Below are 17,101 nucleotides of genomic sequence, written 5' to 3'. Positions count from 1 at the left end.
TAGGGGTGTGACCGACATACGCGCCAAAGGGGCAACGGGATGATCTTGAATCCCTGAAGCGCTCGGATCTACGTGCAGCGGGGTTGCGTTCGGCGACGTGCCGAGCGACCGAGTCGACGCCGGGCCGTGCATATCGCTCCGGGGAGCGGACGGAGGCGTGACGGTGAGCGGGCCAGCAGCATCGGGGACGGTCGGTGACGAAGAGCGGGCCGCGGGTGCGGCGGGCGATGAGGCGGGGCAGGAGCTGGGCGGTGCCGGACTGCCAGTGGTCCACTCGGTCGCCCCGCCCTTGGCGGTGATCTTCCCGCGTTTGTCCTGCGGGTACAGGTCTTCCACGTTCAGGCGCAGCACCTCATCGGCCCGTGCGGCGGACTCACAGACCAGTCATTACCGGCGACAAGGCGTATCCCGGACGTGAAGATCACGCTCTACAGCTGGAGTACTAACCTCCTCATGGGACGTATCGCTTGATCCATCATCGCTGAAGACGATCCCCCGATTCGGCTCCGTGTCTGCCGCAGAGGTCGGTGATCCATGGCAAGGGCAGGGACAGGGGTGAGGGCATCGGCGCCAGTGGAGATGACACGGGAGGAAGATTATGCACGCGAACGACAACGCAAGGAGCAACGAGGCGGAGAACAGTCGGCCACCGGCCCGCACGCCTCCCGGACGCGTCGCGACGCCGCTTCCCGCGCTCTCAGCCCTCCAGAGCAGCGTCGGCAACTCGGCAGTCGTCCAGATGCTCCGCTGGGCCGAACACCCCTCGGCCCAGGACCGACACGAGCACAGCGCCGACTGTGGTCACCAGCAGGCCGAGCAACCCGTACAACGCTCCACCGTCCACGACGTCCTGCGCACCCCCGGACAACGGATGGATGACGCCACCCGCACTGACATGGAAGCGCGGCTCGGCGCCGGCTTCTCGGACGTCCGCATCCACAACGGCACCGCCGCCAAGGCCTCCGCCGCCGAAGTCGGCGCCCGCGCCTACACCTCCGGAAACCATGTCGTCCTCGGTGAGGGCGGTGGCGACAGGCACACCCTGGCCCATGAGCTCACCCACGTCATCCAGCAGCGCCAGGGCCCCGTCAGCGGCACCGACAGCGGCTCCGGTCTGAGTGTCTCCGACCCCTCCGACCGCTTCGAGCGAGAGGCTGAGGAGAACGCGACCAGAGCCCTCAGCAGCGAACCACCGGCCGAACGACCCCGCAAGGCCGGGGAGGGGGCATTAGCCGCGCCCACCGTCCGACGTCTGACGGGGGCACCGGGCCCGGCGGCCACGTCGGACGGTGATACGGACCTCGCCCCCGTCCAGAAGGCCGTTACCGTCAGAGGCGACATTTACAGCGACGATCCGAAGAAGAGCTACAGCCCCGCAACCCAGGGGAAGACTCCGCATGATCTCACGGAAGATTTTATGCGGAAGGTGACCGCGGCCGTTGAGGCGTCGAAGGACGACACACTCATCGGGCAATTCAACGCCAACCGCGAAAAGGTGTCCGCGCAGGCCAAGAAGTGGATAGCTGACTCACGCGTCGGCACGCCCAGTAAAGGCAATCATAAATTCGGCAGCAAGAAGCACGAACACAGCTATCCCGACTTCGAGCAGGCCGGGCGCGCCTTGGTCGGCTGGGTGCTCCAGAAGCCTGGTCGGCACGAGGAGAAGGTGTTCGCCAACGATCTCATGAACGACCCAGAATTCGCGACCGACCTCGACAGTGTGCTCGGTAAGGTAAAAACCTGGATCCGCCACATCGGTGATGATAAGGAGAAGCTCCACGATCGCACCATCACCGTGGACATCTCCAAGATCATCGAACAGTTGACCACTGGCAAGGGTGACTCTGTCTCCGGCGGTCCAGACAGTTTCGGCACGTACCAGCGTTACTTCGACAAACCCGGCTCGGGCCATCAAACGAAATTCCAGGGCAACTTCATGGCTGTCCTGGACAATCCGGCCCAGTTCGATGTCAGGGACAAGGTGATCGTCCTGCACGACGTGTACGACTACTTCAAGCCGCGGAACGAGACGCGCAAGGACCCGGAGACCGCAGGCCAGGGCGTGCTGCCAAGGGACCCGGACGACAAAATGCTGGAGAGCAGCCAGGAGATGAAACGGGACGGCACCCGGAAGGTATCAGGCCCGGATCGCGGCTCCGTCCTCCACGGGACGACACGCAACGAGACCGCGCAATCCACCCGGATGGCGCGCGAACACCGGATTCCGGTTTCAGCCGGCCAGTCGTTCACGACCGGCCGGCTGCTCCACCTCGGACGTGAGGTCGATGCGACGCCGGAGGAACTCAGCGCGATGGCCCTTGGCATCTTCGCCTTCTGGCGCATCGACTACGACCACACGGTCGAACTGGCCGCCCACACACTGCACGAGGTGCTCGACATCGCCGCCAACTTCGGGGTCCCATACAACATGAAGGTCCCGCAGCGCGGTTCGAGGAGGTATCAGCAACTGATGGCGAACCGCGCCAAGCGGACGAACGACAAGCTCCAACAGCAAATCGAACCGCTGCGAGGCGCGGTTAAGGAATTGCAGCGCGATATCGAATCCCGTGAGCGTGTCGGCCGCTTTCTGAACTCCCGTCGGCAAGGCAAGGCCGACAAAACCCTCAAGGAGTACGAGGAGGCGGTCGACACGTGCAAGACGCTGCGGGCAAAGGCGGAGAAGGCGTCTGAGCAGCAGGAGAAGTCGCTCTCCGCCGAATATAGCGAGGCCCTGAGGGAGGCCCTGACCCTCTACGAGGAGCTCTGCCGACTAGTTAAAAGCAAGCGTGTCGAGGACACCCTGAACGAAGATGACCGCGACGCCGTCGGCGGTAGCCGTATTCCCAAGGAAGCTGTTTAAAGTCGGTCTTTCGCAAGGGTCCGCCGACGGGGTCGGCGGACTTTTTGCATGGGCTGTCGGGTGTCAGGAGGACGCATGGGGGACGACGTGGAACGGGGCCGTATGCGGGGTGAAGGCAGGCGCCAAGTACACGTGGAGACTGCGGGGCAATCGCGTGCGGTACACAACCGGACTGAGAACAATGAGAGAACGGGTGGCGTGCAAGATCAGGCGGGCCCGCTTTCCGCTGAACTCTCGAACGATGCTGCCGAGAGCCCCCTCAGGGAACAGACAGAAGCAGGCGCGTCAGGACAAGGCGGGAAGCCAGCCGTGAAAGCGGCGCCGCGAACTCCGAGGATGGAGAAGCTTCTGGCGGCAGGGTCTTCTGGAAGAGGAAAACTCTAGTACGGGTCGGAGGCGAAGGAGCTGATCATCATCACAAGTGCCCAGGTAAACGTCCTGTCGCGACAAGTGCCACCCGTGGCTGTCGGGAACTGCGTGAGCGCCCAAAGGTCCGCGCATTCTCTGCGAACCTGGACAAGGAAAATCCCACGCTGGTGCGCCCCAAGAGCAAGGACTGCGGACCGCCGTATCTGAGCGCTACCGCCACGGGTTGCGCCACGTCCGGGACCAGCTCGCCACCTGGCCGGGCGCGTCCGACGTCGGACGCGCCGGCTCGGCACAGGACTCGGCCGTCACGCGGCCCTGTCGACGACGGGAGGCCGCCACCCGCCCGGCTCGCCGCGGAAACGCATCGGAGTGTGCGGATCAGGCGGGCTGGCGCCAGCGGATGGCGATCTGGGCCGCGGCCGTCCGGAGGAGCGGGACCAGGTCGGCCATCCGCTGGTCCGCGAGCCGCGCCTCGGGGCCGTAGATGCTCAGTGCCGCCGTGACGGTGCCCTGGGTCGCGATGGGCACGGCCACCCCGCACCCGCCCATGATCCACTCGCCGCGACTGAAGGCGTAACCCCGGTCGCGGGCGGCGGCGACCCGGTCGGCGATCTCCGTCGCGTCCGTCGCGCCGGTCGCGGAGGCATGCTCGCGCACCAGGTGCTTCAGATGGTCCTCGGGCAGCATCGACAGCAGTACGCGACCCGTCGCGCCGGAGAAGAGGGAGTAGGGCCTGCCGACCCCCGTGATCAGCCGGAGCGGCTGGGAACTCTCCACTTCGTACACCGTCACCCGGCGCCCGTCCACCACGGCCGAGACGCACGCGGTCTCTCCCGTCGCCGCGGCGATGCGAGCCGTCGCCTCGGAGGCGGCGCTCACCAGGTCGCTGTTGGCGGCGTGTCGCCAGGCGAGGGTGAGCGCGGCCGGCCCGATCACGTACTTGCGGGAGTTCTCGTCGACGACGGCGAGCCCGACGCGCTCCAACGAGGCGAGAATCCGCTGGGTGGAGCTCTTGCTGATCTCCAGGTCCCGGCTCAGCTCACGCAGCCCGCGCGGCCGGTCGGCCTCGGCGATCGTCTTGAGCACCAGCAGGGCATGGTCCACGATCTGCACCGTGCTCGCGGGCGGCGTCCGCTTTCCGGTCGTGCCCGCCGCCGGCTCATCGGACGACGAGGGAGTCTCCGTAGGCTCCGGCCCCTGTTCGTTCACCATCGGGCCGGTCCTCTCCCTGGGGAAGCAGGGCCCGGTGGGGGGTGCGCCCGCAGGACGGCCCCGGACCCTGTCCGCGCGTTACATGAATGATCGCTCGCGATTATCACACAGTGGCCACACCCCGTCATCCACGGCGACACCCGCCGGCCGTCGCCGCGGTGAGCCGGGGGAGGGCAGGTCGGCCGAGGCTCACCCCTGCGCGGCCCCTCTCCCGCGGGCACCGGCCGGGTGCCCGCGGCGGGTTCCCCGGACGGCCTACACCCGCTCGTGCCGACAGATGTGCGGGGTGAGGCTGGCACTGGCCGTGTCCTGCCGGACCGGGCCCCTGTTCGCTGCCCCGAAGGAGTTCGAGATGGTTCGGAACACCGACGCCAAGCCCGCCGAGCAGGCCGTCGCGCAGGCGAACGAGGCGGTCCGGCGGAACTACCCCTTCGGCGACGGCCAGGATCTTGAGGACGCGCGGCGCGGCTTCATGGGTACGGCCGAGGAGCACGTGATCCGTAATGCCGAGGGTCGCGTGGTGTGGGACCTGGGCGCCTACGGATTTCTCGACCAGGAGTGCCCGGACACGGCCAACCCGAGCCTGTGGCGGCAGAGTCGGCTCTGCTCCGACCACGGCCTCTTCGAGGTGACCGAGGGCATCTACCAGGTACGCGGCTTCGACCTGTCGAACATGACGATCGTCGAGGGCGAGCGCGGGATTCTGGTCATCGACCCGCTGCTCTGCGCGGAGACGGCCGCCGCCGGCCTCGCGCTGTACCGGGGGCACCGCGGCGACCGGCCGGTCACCGGCGTCCTCTACACCCACAGCCACGCCGACCACTTCGGCGGAGTGAGGGGAGTCATCGGCGACGAGGACGTGGCGAACGGCGTCCCGGTCCTCGCCCCGCACGGTTTCCTGGAGCACGCCGTCAGCGAGAACGTCTACGCGGGCACAGCCATGAACCGCCGTGCCGCCTATATGTACGGCGCCGCCCTGCCCAGGAGCGCACGCGGGCAGATCGGGGCCGGTCTCGGCCAGACGCTCTCCACCGGCGCGGTCGGCCTGATCCCCCCGACCGTGGACATCACCCGCTCCGGGCAGACGGAGACGGTCGACGGCATCCGGATGGTCTTCCAGCTCACCCCCGGCACCGAGGCTCCGGCGGAGCTGAACATCCACTTCCCCGACCACGCGGCCCTGTGCATGGCGGAGAACGCCACCCACAACCTGCACAATCTGCTGACCCTGCGGGGCGCGGAGGTCCGCGACCCCAGGGTCTGGGCCCGGTATCTGACCGAATCGGTCGACCTCTTCGTCGACTCCTCCGACGTCGCCTTCGCCTCGCACCACTGGCCGGTCTGGGGCCGTGAGCGCGTCCTGGCGTTCTTGTCCGAACAGCGCGACGTGTACGCCTACCTGCACGACCAGACCCTGCGCATGCTCAATCAGGGACTGACGGGACCCGAGATCGCGGAGGAGATCGTGATGCCCCCGGCCCTGGAACGGGCCTGGCACACGCACGGCTACTACGGCTCCGTGAGCCACAACACCAAGGCGGTCTACCAGCGTTACCTGGGCTGGTTCGACGGCAACCCGGCCCATCTGTGGGAGCACCCGCCCGCCGAGGCCGCCCGGCGGTACGTGGAATTCATGGGCGGCGCGGACGAGGTGCTGAGGCGTGCTCGCCGCTCCTACGCCGACGGCGACTTCCGCTGGGTGGTCCAGGTCGTCAACCATGTGGTCTTCGCCGACCCGGGCGACACCGCGGCGCGGGAGCTGCAGGCCGACGCGCTGGAGCAGCTCGGATACGGCAGTGAGAACGGCACGTGGCGCAACTTCTACCTGATGGGCGCGCTGGAGTTGCGCCATGGCTCCGTCGGCACCCCCACCTCGACCGTCGCGCCGGACCTGCTGGCGGCCCTGACCATCGAGCAGCTCTGCGACGCCCTCGCCATCCGGGTGGACGGGCCGGGCAGCTGGGACGCGGACATCACCGTGCGCTGGGAACTGCCCCGGAGCGAGCCCCTCACGCTGCGGTTGCGCAACGGCGTGCTCACCCATGTGACCGGCACCGGTCCAGCGGCCGCCGAACCCGACGTCACGGTGGGTCTCGACGAAGCCACCCTGCGGGCGGTACTGCTCGGTGTCGTACCGCCGGACGAACTGCCGGGACGGCCGGACGTGGAGATCGTCGGGGACATCGGGGCCCTGAGCGCACTCCTCGGCCATCTCGGCACACCCGACCCCGACTTCGCCGTCGTCACCCCGTAACACCCCCTGACCCGGCGAACCGGCCCGCGGAACCCGAGGGCCGGGGGTCACGGCCCTTGCTGGGCGGCCATGACGTGATCGCGAGCGCCTTCGACATGCGCGACGATCACGCGGCGCAGCGCCGACGCGTCACGGCCGCGCAACGCGTCGACCATGCGCTGGTGCTCGTCGTCGATGCGTTCCAGGTCGTGGCCCGAGTGCACCCAGCGTCGGCTGTACGGCTCGACGAGGTGCAGCAGTTGGTCGACGAAGCGCAGCGTGAGCCGTCGTTCGGACAGGGCGTAGACGCGCCGGTGGAATTCGTAGTTGAGGGAGGCCCGACCGGCGGCGTCCGCACCCCGGCGGCACATCTCGTCGACGATCTCCTGGAGTTCGTCGATGTCCCGGTCGCGGCAGCCGCGCACGATCTCTTCGGCCAGGGGCGGTTCCATCTGTAGACGCAGTTCGAAGAGTTCGGCGATCTCGCCGTGGCTGAGCTCCGCCACGAGCATGCCGCGCTGCGGCTGAACCTCGATCAGGCCCTCGGCCGCCAGCGTGTGCAGGGCCTCGCGCAGCGGAATGCGGCTCACCTTCAGCTCGGACGCGAGCTTCTCCTGCACCAGACGGGTGCCTGGGAGCAGTTCGCCGTCGCGGATGGACGTACGTAGCCGTTCCGCGATGACGGCGGCGCCGTTCCTCGTACTGCTGGGGGTCCGGACTGGTCGGGTCACCGTCTCACTCTATCTCTTGTGCACTGTCGCAGCGGCTGTATACATTCGGCTCTCTCGCAGCGAATGTATACAGCCGCTGCGATGTCTTGTTCGCGTCGTCAGAGAGCCATCAGAGCTACCAGAGCCACCAGAAAGGCCAGTCGGATGTCACGTGCCATAGATGTCGCCGTCATCGGGGGAGGGCTGCTCGGACTCGCCACGGCCCGGGCGCTGCTGCGTGCCCGGCCCGGCCTGTCCGTCACGGTCCTGGAGAAGGAGGCGCACTGGGGCGCCCACCAGTCCGGGCACAACAGCAACGTCATCCACAGCGGCCTGTACTACGCGCCCGGCTCCCTCAAGGCCCGGCTGGCCCGGGCCGGGGGAGAGGAGATGATCCGGTACTGCGAGCAGCACGAGGTACCTGTCAAGCGCACCGGAAAGCTCGTGGTGGCCACGTCCACGGCCCAACTCCCCGGCCTGGAGGCACTCGCGGAGCGCGGCCGGGCGAACGGCGTCACCGTACAGCGGCTGAGCCGCGCCGAGTTCGCCGAACGGGAACCGCATGTCGCCGGGGTGGCCGCGCTGTCGGTGGCCGACACCGCCATGACCGACTTCGGCCAGGTCTGCCGCGCACTGGCGGCCGAGCTGACCGGACTCGGCGCCGACCTGCGCACCCGGTCACCGGCCCTCTCCTTCGCCGAGGCCGAGGGCCGTACCGTGATCCGCACGCCCGGCGAGGAACTCCGGGCCCGCATCCTGGTCAACTGCGCGGGCCTGCACAGCGACAAGGTAGCGGCCGCGGTCGGTGACCGCCCGACGGTACGGATCATGCCCTTCCGTGGCGAGTACGCCGAGATCAGGCCCGGTCGCCGGGGGCTGGTCAACAATCCGGTGTACCCCGTGCCCGACCCCGAGCTGCCGTTTCTCGGCGTGCACATCACGCCCATGCTCGACGGTTCGGTCCATGTGGGGCCCAACGCCGTGCCCGCGCTGGCCCGTCAGGGCTACCGCTGGCGCGACGTCGACCCCCGCATGGTGGGTGAGCTGCTGCGGGACCCCGCCCTGCGCGGTCTCGCGCGACGCTTCTGGCGACACGGGGTCGCCGAGATCAGCCGGTCGCTGATCTGGCCGCTTTTCGTCCGCGACGTCCGCCGCCTGATCCCGGAGATCGAGAGCAGGGACCTGCGGCGGCACGGAAGCGGCGTACGGGCGCAAGCGGTCACGGCGGACGGGCGGCTGGTCGACGACTTCGTCATCAGCCGCACCCCCCGCGCCGTCCATGTGCTCAACGCGCCGTCGCCCGCGGCCACATCGTGTCTCCCCATCGGCGGCCGGATCGCGGCCGACGTCTTCGAGCAACTCGGCCACGGGGAGTCCGCGCGGACCGTACGGGAAGAGTCCGCCGCGGCCTGACCGCTCCCCACCCCGCTCTCTTCCTCCGCGTTCCCTTCCCTTCGTCTCCCTCTTCCCCTTTCCCCCTTTCCTTCCCCTCTCCTTCAACGGTGATCGAGGACAGCCCATGGCGAACGCCCCGCACACAGACACGCAGGACCCGGGACCATCCCCCGCCACCGCCCGCCGCCGCGTGGCCACCGCCACCATCGTGGGCTCCGCGCTGGAGTGGTACGACTTCTATCTCTACGCTTCCATGGCCGCTCTGGTCTTCGGCAAGATCTTCTTCCCGCAGACCGACGGCGCGACCGGCACGATGGCTGCCTTCGCGACCTTCGCGGCCGGATTCCTGGCCCGCCCGCTGGGCGGCATCCTGTTCGGACACCTCGCGGACCGCATCGGCCGGCGGAACGTACTGATCATCACCTTCGTCCTGATGGGCGTCTCCACCGGGCTGATCGGGCTGCTTCCCACGTACGGGACCGCCGGACTCGCGGCCCCCGTCGCCCTGGTGATCCTGCGCATCTTCCAGGGCCTCGGCGCCGGAGCCGAGTACAGCAGCGCGGCGGTCGTCGCCTACGAACATGCCGACGAGAACCGGCGCGGCCGCCAGGGCGCCTGGCCGGCCCTGGGGCTCAACCTCGGGCTGCTGATGTCGTCGCTGACCGTCACGGTGCTGACGATGCTGGACGAGGAGGTGCTTCTGTCCTGGGGCTGGCGCGTCCCGTTCGTCGCGAGCTTCGCCCTCGCCGGCGTCGGCCTGTGGGTCCGGCGCCGGGTGCCGGAGTCGCGCGACTTCCACGACAGCAAGAAGAAGCAGGAGCGGGACGCCGCCCCGCAGCTGCCGTTCGTCACCCTGCTGCGCAAGGAGCGGCGCGGCCTTCTCGTGGTCCTGGCCGTCTCGTTGGGATACAACGCCCTCAGCTACATCTTCAAGACCTTCTCGCTGGCCTATCTCTCGGACTTCCAAGACGTCTCGGCGAGCGTCGGGGCGTTCGGGGTCACGCTGGCCAGTGCCACGGCCCTCGTCACCGTGCCGATCTTCGGCTGGGCCAGCGACCGCTTCGGCAGCCGCCGGGTACTGGCGGCCGGTGGTATCGCCTCGGCGCTCTTCGCCTTCCCGTTCTTCGTCCTGCTCGACACGGGAAGCTCGATCCTGGTCTGGCTGTGCCTGATCATCGCGACGGGTCTGCTGGCGCCGGCCATGTTCGCCCCGCAAGGCTCTCTGCTCTCCCGTCAGTTCCCGCCGGACGTGCGGGTCAGCGGAGTCGGCACGGGGCGGGAGATCGGCGCCGCGCTCTCGGGCGGACTCGCCCCGATGGCTGCCCTGGCCATCGTCGGGGCCAGCGCGACCAACGCCACCTGGGGCGTCTCCCTCATCCTCGTCGCCGGAGCCGTGATGGTCGTCGTCGGCGCCGCCTTCGACCGGGGCGCCCACCCGGTCTCCCCTCCCGTACGGCGGGACTCCGGAACCGACCTGCCTCCCGGCCCGACACCGGACCGGGAAGACGTCCGCGCGGGACAGGCCCGCTGAGGGCCCGGGCCACCGGAGACCGACGAGCAGCCGAACGGGCCGGCCCGGACCGAGCACGGTCCGGGCCGACCCGTTCACCTGCGAAACCATGTGCGCCCGACGCGGGGCGGCCGCTCAGGACCCCAGGATGCGGGCCTTCTCGGCGGCGAACTCCTCGTCGGTGAGCAGCCCCTGGGCCTTGAGGTCGGCGAGCTGGGTCAGTTGGGACACCCGGTCCGTGCCCGCCGGCGCCGGTGCCGGGGGAGGGGGCGCGGCTGCCGGCGTCTGCGGGGTCTGGGCAACCCCCTGGCGCCGCAGGTCGCGACGCTCCACCCGGTTGGAGACCGCGGTGGCGGTGCCCGAGATGACCGCGGTACGGGCGATGGTGCCCAGCAGGCCGGGCCGTCCGAATCGTTGAGGCATGACTGGCCGTCTCCTTCGTCTCTGTCAGTTGCCGTCGAGTGATGCGATCGCTTCGACGACGGCGTCCCGTGGAACGCGTTCCAGCATCACCAGCTCGCCCTCCGATCCCCGCACCGCCGCCGCCAGCCGCGCCGCCCACGTGTTCTCCCAGGCCACGACGAGTGCGGAGGACCCGTTACCCAGGGAGTCGGACACGGTCCGCAGGTCCTCGTCGCTGAGCAGGTCGAACTGGGCGTCCGTGACCTGCCGCAACGACTCGGCCACCCCCGGATCGGTGAGTTCCACCACCGTGACCGAGCTGTCCGACGCCTTCGAGACGAAGGCCAGATCGAGAATCCGCACCGTCTCCTTCTGTTGCAGTTCCCGCAGTGCGGGGACGACCTGGCCGTCGAACCGGTTGCCCTCGAAGGCGATGACGGCGACGTCCACCGGCCCGACTGTGTCGGCTTGGAGACCACTGGGCACGATCAGCCCACCTTCCATGAAGTGCGCAACGGATGAAACCTGACAGATTCCAGCATCATGGACAAATGGTTCGAACGCCCGCCGGCCGGGAGAGGCGTCGCCGCCCCCGGTGGCGCGGGTCCCGTCACCATCAGTGGATCGTCGTCGACTCCGTATCGGGCGGCGGCACCGCCTTCTCCTTCTCCCGTACTTCCCGCTCCTCCGTCTCCCGCCGCCGTGATGTGCCGCGCAGGAGCACGACCGCGGCCCCGAGGGCGGCCACTCCGGCCAGCACCAACAGCAGCAGCCGGTCGGAGACCGCCCCGCCGATCGCGGACAGGCGTTCCTCCCACGCGAACTCGGTCTCGGTGCTCAGCAGTGAGGGCAGCGCCGACGTGCCGTCGAACGCCAGGAAGACCACTCCGAGGACCACGAACAGGGCTCCGCCCACGGTCGTCGTGGTGTGGAGCGACAGCGGACCCACCCTGAACACCCGGCCCCGCAGCCAGCGCCTGCGCCCGAGGTCGAACCGGTCCCACAAAAGAGCCAGGGCGAAGACGGGCACCGCCATTCCCAGGGCGTACACCGCGAGCAGTACACCACCGTGCACGGGGTCGCCGTCCACGGCGGCGACCGTCAGGATGCCGCCGAGGATCGGTCCGGCGCAGAAGCCCGCCAGCCCGTACACCGCCCCCAGGGCGAACACGGACAGGGACGAGCCCGAGCGCCGCTTCCCCGCCGCCCGCGCCAGCCGCCGGGAGCCGAACCCGAAGCCGGCGATCTGCGCGACACCGAGCACGATCAGAGTCCACCCTCCCACCGCGATCAGGACGTCGCGGTGCCCGTAGAAGAGCCGGCTGGCGAACGAACCGGCAACCCCGAGGGGGACCAGCGTCGTGCACAGACCGGCGTAGAACACGCCGGTCCTCACCACAAGCCGCGTACGGCTGGTGAAGGAGTACGCGAAGAACGCCGGCAGCAGGAGCGCGCTGCACGGGCTGAGCAGGGCCAGCAGCCCCCCGAGGAACGCCATGGCCAGGCCGACGTCGCTCACCGCGCCGCCGCCTCGACGGCGTCCTTGAAGGTGGCCGTCGGCTGGGCTCCCAGAATGGGCTTGCCGTTCACGAGGAACGCGGGAGTGCTGCTGACGCCCAGGCCGAATCCCTCGTCCTGGTCCTTCTCGACGGCTTCGCGCGCTTGGCCGGAAGCCATGTCCGCGCGGAACTTCGCGAGGTCCGGCACTCCGGCCTCGCGCGCCATGGCGGCCAGCCTGTCAGCGCTGAACTCGCCGGAATTGCGCTCCCGGGGCTCGGCGTAGACCACGTCGTGGAACTCCCAGAACTTCTTCTGACGGCCCGCGGCCCATCCGGCCAGCGCGGCCTGCTGGGACTCCTCGCCGAAGACGGGGAAGTTGCGCCACTCGATGCGCAGGATGCCCTCGTCGACGTAACGGCGCAGCAGCTCCGGCTTGGTCTCGCGGGCGAACCGGCCGCAGAAGGGGCACTGGAAGTCCGAGTACTCGATCATCACCACCGGCGCGTCGGCCCGGCCGACCGCGAGCGCGTCGGAGGCATCCCGGCGGGCGAGCGCGAGCAGGCTCTTGTCGGCCGGAGCGGGGGCGGCGGAGCCGGACTCCACCGAGGTGGCTCCCCGCGCGCCGCGATCCCGCTCGTCGTCGGAGCCGTCGGAGCCGTCGGAGCCGTTGGAGCCGTCGAGTGTGAGGGCGAAGGCGGCGGTGGCCGCGGCGGCCAGGAGGAGTGCTCCGGCCGCGTAGGTCTTTCGGCGGGCAGGGCGGGACGGCGAGGAAGGCGAGGAGGGGGGTGATGCAGTCATGGGATGCCTCTGAGGATGAGAGGGGCGAGGAAGAAGGAGGGGGTGGCCGCGGACGTCAGGCCGAAGCCGTGACCGGGCACCGGCTCTGGGTGGAGAGGCGCCGCAGCGCCGCTTCCGCGAGCAGCGCGACGGACGCGACGGCGAACAGCGGCTGCAGGGGGGCCCAGTAGCTCAGCGCGCCGGACGACCCGAGGAGGACGAGCACGAGCTTGTTGCAGACGGGGCAGCCCACGGCGAAGAACGACAGCACCCCGCCGAGAGCCCCCATACGGCCGTCCCGGACGGTCCCGGGAGGCTGCGTGGACGGGGGCGCGGCCGACGGGCGGACGTACGTGCTCAGCACGAGGCCGGCCAGGACGGCGGTGAGGGCGAGGGCGGGATAGTTCCACCACTGCACGGGGACCGAGCGGCCGAACAGGGGGGTGGGCACCACATCGGTGGGCACGCCGACGGCTACGGCCGTGGCCAGGGCGCCGAGCCCCGCCACCAGCCACTGCCTGGCCTGCCACGCGCGCAGGGCCTCACCCGCCCGGCTCCAGGAGCGCCGGGAAGAGGACATGCGGAAATCTCCGTTTCCGGATGGAAGAGATGAAGGACGCGACCGCGAGGGCCGGCCTACATCCGCAGAACGGAGAAGGTGGTGACGGGATGAGGTGGCGCGGGGCCGCCGCGGCAGAACGAGGCGCCCGAACCGGTGGCCGGCACGGGCCCGTCCGTCCACTGCGGCGAACCGGCCGCCGGGGCGGTCCCCGCAGCGGCGTCGGAGCGCGGCGCGACGTCCTCCGCGACCATCGGTTTCTTGCCGCACGGAGCGGATCCCTCGTCGGCCGAGGGCTGCACGGCCGTAGCCGCTGCCGCCCGCGCCACGGAGACCGAGCCGGACGGGGGCGCGTCCTGCGGCGAGGACCGGCCGACCAGGCAGAGCAGGCCGACCACGGCCACCAGGAGCACGAGCAGACCGCGCAGCGCGACGGTGGCCGCCGCGGGGGTCGTCGCTCGCCTCATGTACGCCTGCTCTTCCTCGAAGGTCACCCCACGATAGAACACGCGAGCAGGGCTCCGGCCCCCGGCCTCGGGCGAGGGCCGGAGCCCTGCCTCACGCGAGCAGCTTCGCCTTGGCCCGCTCGTACTCCTCGGGGTTGAGGGCGCCCTTGTCCTTGAGCTCGGCGAGTTTCGCCAGATCCTGCACATGGTCGCTGCCGCCGGATCCGCCCTGGCTTGTCGCGGCTTCGCGCACGTAGTTGCGGAACGCCGCCTCCGAGTCCTTGGCCAGCTTCTCGTCGCGTTCGTGCATGCTGCGACCGCGGGCGATCAGGTAGATCAGCACGCCCAAGTACGGCAGCAGGATGACGAGGACCAGCCAGCCCGCCTTGGCCCAGCCGTTCAGCGAGTGGTCCCGGAAGAGGTCGGTGACGACCTTGAACAGAAGGAAGAACCACATGACCCAGAGGAACAGGTACAGCATGGTCAGAAAGACGTCCAGGAGCGGGTAGTCGTCCATGGGCCTACTCCCTATCGCGTGGATGGTCCCTTATTCATACATTGGGTCCGATTGGTCCGCATCTGTGGTCACGGGGGAGGCATGCGAGCGGCGAGGGCGGTGCGTCAGGCGCGGTTCTCGTCCGGGGCGATGCGCAGCACATGCGCGGGCGGGTGGGTGATGCCCAGCTCCGGTCGCCAGGCCGCGAGGATCTGGGCCGACGGGTCGAACAGCGGGGTCGGGAGGTCCTCGGGCGCGGTCCACCGCCAGGCGCTGATCAGGTGCGGTTCGGTCACCTCGGGGACGCCGGAGGCGAGCCGCACGACGGCCGCCATGCTGATGCGGTTGATCCCGCCGATCACGTCGTGGACCATCGCGACGATGTCCACGGCCGCCTCGTCGACCACCAGGCCCGTCTCCTCGCGCAGCTCCCGGGCGGCCGCGGCGGCGATCGACTCGCGCGTCGCGTCGACCTTCCCGCCCGGCAGCTCCCACGTACCGCTGTGGTGCCGGCCCAGCAGTACGCGTCCCCGGCCGTCCTCTACGATCACGCCGACCCCGAGGGCCGCCTGTGCCGTGGGCGGGCGGGTGTTGCGGGCGGGCTCGGTGACAGGATCGGCTGACATGGTGCTGGTTCTCCGCTCTTCGGTGCCGTGTCCGGACCACCGTAGCGAAGCGGCCCGGGCGGCCGGGGCGGCGGTGGCGGGTGCGCTCATGTCACCAGGCGCAGCGACCTCTCCGCGATGCCGAGCCGTACGCTCTGCCCCCAGGTCAGCTCCAGGGCGTCGGACTCCATCCCGTCCCCGAAGACCACGACCCGGTCCGACTCCACGGTCAGCCGCAGCCCCTGCCCGCGTCCCAGCTCGCCCGCCACCCTGGACGTTCCGGTCGCCGGTGAGGGCCAGGCCTCGCGCACGAACCACAGGAGGCGCGCGTCGCACGGCGCGGGCAGCGGCAGGGCGCCGCCGCGCTCCAGCCACAGCGAGCGGAGCCACCCGGTGGCCCCCGTGCCGGTGCCGACCAGCACCCCGGAGGAGGCCTGCGCCTCCCCGGGGGCGCTCTCGCCGTCGGGGCCCAGGCGGTAGCGGGCCGTCTGGTGGCCGGGCGGCCCGAGGTAGATCTCGTTCAGGGCGAGCAGGCGCTGCGTGTCGTCGGCGACGGCCTCGACCATGGTCAGCTCCTCGGCACTGCCTCCGCCGGCGGTCGCGGCGCGCAGCAGGGCGGCCGCGTCGGCGTGGCGGTGGCGGACCAGGACACCGGGGTTGCGCCCCGGCTCGGTGTCGATGCCGACGACCGGCTGCCCGGACAGGTACTTCGCGGTGTTGGCGACCAGCCCGTCCTGGCCGACCACGACCACCACGTCCTCCGGGGCGAACAGGAAGCGGTCCAGGTCGGCCCGCTCCACCCGGGAGCTGCGCCAGGTGAGCGGTACCGCCGCCGCCACCTCCCGCAGCGCCTGCCGGTTGTCCTCGTGGCGGCGGGCCACCTCGTCGATCGAGCGACCCCGGCTGGACAGGAAGAACGCGGCCTGCCCGTGCGTCCCGTGCCGGGCGAGCAGCTCTTCGTACTCCGTCCGCCGGTGGACGAGCACCGCCCTGGGCGCAAGGCTCACGCGCCCGCCCCGCCTTCCGGGCGCCCGAGCTTGGCGAGCAGCCCGGTGAGCACGTCGGGGGAGAGGGTGATGCTCTCGACGCGCGGCAGGTTCTCCGCGAGCCGGGTCGCCGCCAGGGCGTGCAGCGTGGCCGGATCGGCCTCGCCGTGCACCCGCAGCCAGGCGGCCTGGGCCTCGGCCCGCGCCGCGCCCGTCTCGCGCGCCGCCTCGGCCTCCGCGCGGGCCAGGCGCACCGTGCGGGCCGCCTCCGCCTCGGTCCGTACGCCGTCGGCCGCGGCCTTCTCCTCGGCCTCGCGGCGTGCGTTGGTGCCGCGCTGGTCGACCAGCTGCTCCTCGCGGCGGGCCAGTTCGATCTTGCTGGCCAGCTCGTTCTCGGCGATGGCGCGTTCGCGCTCGACGGCCACGGCCCGCCGTTCGTAGGTGGCCCGGTCCGCCTCCTGCTGGATCTGCTCGCGGGCCGGGGTGCGCAGGGCGCGCTCGACCTCGGCCTCGGGGCGGATCGCGACGACGCGCACGGCCACCACGTCGATGCCGGTGGCCGGGAGGCGGGGCTCGGCCGTGAGTCCGGTGGCGACCCGTTCGCGTACGGAGGCGACGCCGTCGACCAGGGCCGCCGCGAGCGGGGTGCGGGCCAGTACGTCCAGCGTGTGCTGCTGCGCGGTCTCGGTGAGGAGGGTGGCGATCTGTTCCAGCGGTGCGCCGCGCCAGCTCCCGGTGTCCGGGTCCACGGAGAAGTCGAGCCGGTTCGCCGCCTCGGCCGGATCACTGATCCGGTAGGTCACGGTGGCCTGCACGGTGACGTCCTGGAAATCGGCCGTACGGGCGTGGAACGCCATGGCCAGCTCCCGGTCGTCGACCGGTACTTCGGAGAGCGCCGCCGACAGCGACCGGTACCAGAAGCTGAGCCCCTGGCCGTCGTGGGTGAGCCGCCCGCGGTGGTGGTGGCGGATGTGGGCGGTGGGCGCGGAGCGCAGGTGGCGCCAGCCGAAGCGCCGGGTGATATCGGCCATGGTGAGGACC

The 17,101-nt window shown here is 70.4% G+C and carries 16 protein-coding genes; 4 read left to right on the top strand and 12 right to left on the bottom strand.

Going from position 1 to position 17,101, the window contains the following annotated elements; genetic code table 11:
- Positions 1–598 precede the first annotated feature (598 nt).
- Positions 599–2,860, top strand: a complete 2,262-nt coding sequence (locus AB0F29_RS00730; protein WP_361866392.1) for a DUF4157 domain-containing protein — start codon at positions 599–601, stop codon at positions 2,858–2,860.
- 747 nt (positions 2,861–3,607) lie between these two features.
- On the opposite strand, the gene AB0F29_RS00725 is transcribed toward AB0F29_RS00730, so the two are convergent.
- The gene (locus AB0F29_RS00725) at positions 3,608–4,441 is read right to left on the bottom strand and encodes an IclR family transcriptional regulator (RefSeq protein WP_361866390.1); all 834 of its coding nucleotides are present in this window, start codon (positions 4,439–4,441) and stop codon (positions 3,608–3,610) included.
- A gap of 352 nt (positions 4,442–4,793) precedes the next feature.
- Between AB0F29_RS00725 and AB0F29_RS00720 the strand changes: the two genes are divergently transcribed.
- Positions 4,794–6,695 (top strand): alkyl sulfatase dimerization domain-containing protein, encoded by a 1,902-nt coding sequence (locus AB0F29_RS00720; protein WP_361866387.1) that lies wholly within the window; start codon positions 4,794–4,796, stop codon positions 6,693–6,695.
- Positions 6,696–6,742: 47 nt separating this feature from the next.
- Here AB0F29_RS00720 and AB0F29_RS00715 read toward each other — a convergent pair whose 3' ends face one another.
- A complete protein-coding gene (locus tag AB0F29_RS00715; protein ID WP_361866385.1) occupies positions 6,743–7,405 on the bottom strand; it encodes a GntR family transcriptional regulator in 663 nt (220 codons plus the stop codon).
- A gap of 144 nt (positions 7,406–7,549) precedes the next feature.
- On the opposite strand from AB0F29_RS00715, the gene lhgO reads away from it, so the two are divergent.
- A complete protein-coding gene (gene lhgO / locus AB0F29_RS00710) occupies positions 7,550–8,797 on the top strand; it encodes an L-2-hydroxyglutarate oxidase (protein WP_361866382.1) in 1,248 nt (415 codons plus the stop codon).
- Between the two features lie 106 nt (positions 8,798–8,903).
- Positions 8,904–10,310, top strand: coding sequence for an MFS transporter (locus AB0F29_RS00705; protein WP_361866380.1), 1,407 nt, complete (start codon positions 8,904–8,906; stop codon positions 10,308–10,310).
- A gap of 114 nt (positions 10,311–10,424) precedes the next feature.
- On the opposite strand, the gene AB0F29_RS00700 is transcribed toward AB0F29_RS00705, so the two are convergent.
- The 10 genes from AB0F29_RS00700 to AB0F29_RS00655 all read right to left on the bottom strand — a co-directional run bounded on the left by AB0F29_RS00700 (position 10,425) and on the right by AB0F29_RS00655 (position 17,091).
- Entirely contained in the window at positions 10,425–10,712 is a 288-nt protein-coding gene (locus AB0F29_RS00700) for an SHOCT domain-containing protein (RefSeq protein ID WP_361866377.1), read from the bottom strand.
- A 24-nt stretch (positions 10,713–10,736) separates the two neighbouring features.
- Entirely contained in the window at positions 10,737–11,177 is a 441-nt protein-coding gene (locus tag AB0F29_RS00695; RefSeq protein ID WP_361866375.1) for a DUF6325 family protein, read from the bottom strand.
- 130 nt (positions 11,178–11,307) lie between these two features.
- Positions 11,308–12,210 carry a cytochrome c biogenesis CcdA family protein gene (locus AB0F29_RS00690; protein ID WP_361866373.1) on the bottom strand — a complete coding sequence of 301 codons (903 nt, stop codon included), beginning with the start codon at positions 12,208–12,210 and terminating at the stop codon, positions 11,308–11,310.
- Positions 12,207–12,989: a DsbA family protein gene (locus tag AB0F29_RS00685; protein WP_361866370.1), complete on the bottom strand. Its 783-nt coding sequence runs from the start codon at positions 12,987–12,989 to the stop codon at positions 12,207–12,209. Before AB0F29_RS00685 ends, AB0F29_RS00690 begins: the two co-directional genes overlap by 4 nt.
- 55 nt (positions 12,990–13,044) lie before the next feature.
- Positions 13,045–13,548, bottom strand: a complete 504-nt coding sequence (locus AB0F29_RS00680; RefSeq protein WP_361866368.1) for a hypothetical protein — start codon at positions 13,546–13,548, stop codon at positions 13,045–13,047.
- Positions 13,549–13,604: 56 nt separating this feature from the next.
- Positions 13,605–14,021: a hypothetical protein gene (locus AB0F29_RS00675; protein ID WP_361866365.1), complete on the bottom strand. Its 417-nt coding sequence runs from the start codon at positions 14,019–14,021 to the stop codon at positions 13,605–13,607.
- 64 nt (positions 14,022–14,085) lie between these two features.
- Complete coding sequence (locus tag AB0F29_RS00670) at positions 14,086–14,490, bottom strand: SHOCT domain-containing protein (protein ID WP_361866363.1); 405 nt, start codon at positions 14,488–14,490, stop codon at positions 14,086–14,088.
- Between the two features lie 104 nt (positions 14,491–14,594).
- The gene (locus AB0F29_RS00665) at positions 14,595–15,095 is read right to left on the bottom strand and encodes an NUDIX domain-containing protein (protein ID WP_361866360.1); all 501 of its coding nucleotides are present in this window, start codon (positions 15,093–15,095) and stop codon (positions 14,595–14,597) included.
- Positions 15,096–15,181: 86 nt separating this feature from the next.
- Positions 15,182–16,081 (bottom strand): hypothetical protein, encoded by a 900-nt coding sequence (locus AB0F29_RS00660; protein ID WP_361866358.1) that lies wholly within the window; start codon positions 16,079–16,081, stop codon positions 15,182–15,184.
- Entirely contained in the window at positions 16,078–17,091 is a 1,014-nt protein-coding gene (locus AB0F29_RS00655) for an SPFH domain-containing protein (protein WP_361866355.1), read from the bottom strand. The genes AB0F29_RS00660 and AB0F29_RS00655 overlap by 4 nt, the downstream gene beginning before the upstream one ends.
- Positions 17,092–17,101 lie beyond the last annotated feature (10 nt).

The sequence above is a fragment of the Streptomyces sp. NPDC026589 genome (assembly GCF_040638385.1).
In the GTDB taxonomy this organism is placed as follows: domain Bacteria; phylum Actinomycetota; class Actinomycetes; order Streptomycetales; family Streptomycetaceae; genus Streptomyces.
Note: the sequence above shows the minus strand (reverse complement) of the source record. Positions and strands in the feature narration are given on the sequence as shown.

Coding starts and splice junctions, on each gene's coding strand:
- AB0F29_RS00685 (WP_361866370.1), bottom strand. CDS start 12,989: ATGACTGCATCACCCCCCTCCTCGCCTTCCTCGCCGTCCCGCCCTGCC.
- AB0F29_RS00730 (WP_361866392.1), top strand. CDS start 599: ATGCACGCGAACGACAACGCAAGGAGCAACGAGGCGGAGAACAGTCGG.
- AB0F29_RS00665 (WP_361866360.1), bottom strand. CDS start 15,095: ATGTCAGCCGATCCTGTCACCGAGCCCGCCCGCAACACCCGCCCGCCC.
- AB0F29_RS00705 (WP_361866380.1), top strand. CDS start 8,904: ATGGCGAACGCCCCGCACACAGACACGCAGGACCCGGGACCATCCCCC.
- AB0F29_RS00720 (WP_361866387.1), top strand. CDS start 4,794: ATGGTTCGGAACACCGACGCCAAGCCCGCCGAGCAGGCCGTCGCGCAG.
- AB0F29_RS00655 (WP_361866355.1), bottom strand. CDS start 17,091: ATGGCCGATATCACCCGGCGCTTCGGCTGGCGCCACCTGCGCTCCGCG.
- AB0F29_RS00725 (WP_361866390.1), bottom strand. CDS start 4,441: ATGGTGAACGAACAGGGGCCGGAGCCTACGGAGACTCCCTCGTCGTCC.
- lhgO (WP_361866382.1), top strand. CDS start 7,550: ATGTCACGTGCCATAGATGTCGCCGTCATCGGGGGAGGGCTGCTCGGA.
- AB0F29_RS00700 (WP_361866377.1), bottom strand. CDS start 10,712: ATGCCTCAACGATTCGGACGGCCCGGCCTGCTGGGCACCATCGCCCGT.
- AB0F29_RS00680 (WP_361866368.1), bottom strand. CDS start 13,548: ATGTCCTCTTCCCGGCGCTCCTGGAGCCGGGCGGGTGAGGCCCTGCGC.
- AB0F29_RS00670 (WP_361866363.1), bottom strand. CDS start 14,490: ATGGACGACTACCCGCTCCTGGACGTCTTTCTGACCATGCTGTACCTG.